Source organism: Treponema sp. R6D11, assembly GCF_054786075.1.
In genome coordinates this window covers 1-1,180 of the sequence record NZ_BDHD01000394.1, presented here as the reverse complement: position 1 = coordinate 1,180, position 1,180 = coordinate 1, and the positions used below count along the sequence as shown (strand labels likewise).

At 45.7% G+C, this 1,180-nt stretch carries 2 protein-coding genes; both read left to right on the top strand.

Annotated elements, in window-relative coordinates; translation table 11 throughout:
- The first annotated feature begins 128 nt into the window (after positions 1–128).
- On the top strand, positions 129–413 hold the full coding sequence (locus tag ACYVTD_RS13425) for a hypothetical protein (RefSeq protein WP_461248239.1): 285 nt from the start codon (positions 129–131) through the stop codon (positions 411–413).
- Positions 414–624: 211 nt separating this feature from the next.
- The coding region (locus tag ACYVTD_RS13420) for an ABC transporter permease (protein ID WP_461248238.1) at positions 625–1,180 on the top strand (556 nt) is incomplete at its 3' end.

The window sequence follows — 1,180 nt, the reverse complement described above, 5'->3', positions numbered from 1 at the left end:
CTATTGTATGAAGCCGCGCAAAAAAGGGGAAAAACCTTAATTGTTGTAACGCATGATGAAAAAACGGCGGCAAGGGCGTCCGTGCGTCTTATTCTTGAAAACGGACAATTGTCGCAGGGGCAGATATTTTGAAAAAGAGAGCCGCATTTTTTATCGCTATAAGGTATCTGTGGGGAAGGGCGAATGAAGGGGGGCGCTATCTTCGCGGGGCGGCGACTGGGATAGCCGTCAGCCTTATCCCGATTATCGTAACATTGATAGTCGCGGACGGCATGATCAGGGGGATAACGGACCGCTATATAGAGTTGGGAACCGGGCATTTGCAGGTTTATGAATCGTATTTACCGGAAGAAAACAAGCAAACGATGGAAATAATAAAAAAAATGGACGGCGTAAAAGGAATATGGCCGTAAATGCGCAGTACTGGAGTGTTGGCGGGAAAAAACGGAAAATCGGGGGGTAACCGTCCGCGCCATAGAACCTTCGTTTTGGACGGATCCCGGCAGCCAGCGTTTTTTAAAAGTTGTTTATGGCGAACAAAAACCGGAAACAGACCGTGATATTATTTTAGGCGTAACTCTTGCGATCAATACAGGCGCGAAGATAGGGGATACCGTAAGGCTTATGACGATAAAAAATTCAAGCGGTCGCCAGCTTCCATCAACAACTTCCTTTGTAGTAAAGGGCATAGTGTCATGCGGCTACAACGAGCTTGACGCTTTATGGTGCATTATAAGTTTTGAAGGCGGAAAGCGCGCCCTGTCCCCGGAACAGTCTTCGTTCAGCATGATTGTCAAGATCGACGATCCTTATAAAAAAGCGGATTCTTTTATGTATACCTTGTACGAAGATTTGGATCCCGGTTGCACAATATACACATGGAAAGATCTTTTACGCTCGCAGTACAGCTCTTATGAATCAACAAGGCAGCTTCTTTTATTTATCATGGCGTTAATTGTTATCGTCGCCGCGATTAATGTTTCTTCTTCCACAAGCATGCTCGCCCTTGAAAGAAACAGGGATATCGCCATCCTAAAAGTTTCCGGGGCGAACGTAAAGGGCGTTACAAATATTTTTCTTTGGGGCAGTTTCCTTACCGGCGTTATAGGCGCTGTCTTAGGCATTTTGCTTGGGCTGTTAATAGGGGTTAATATAAATCCGCTGATTCGCGGTCTTGAAA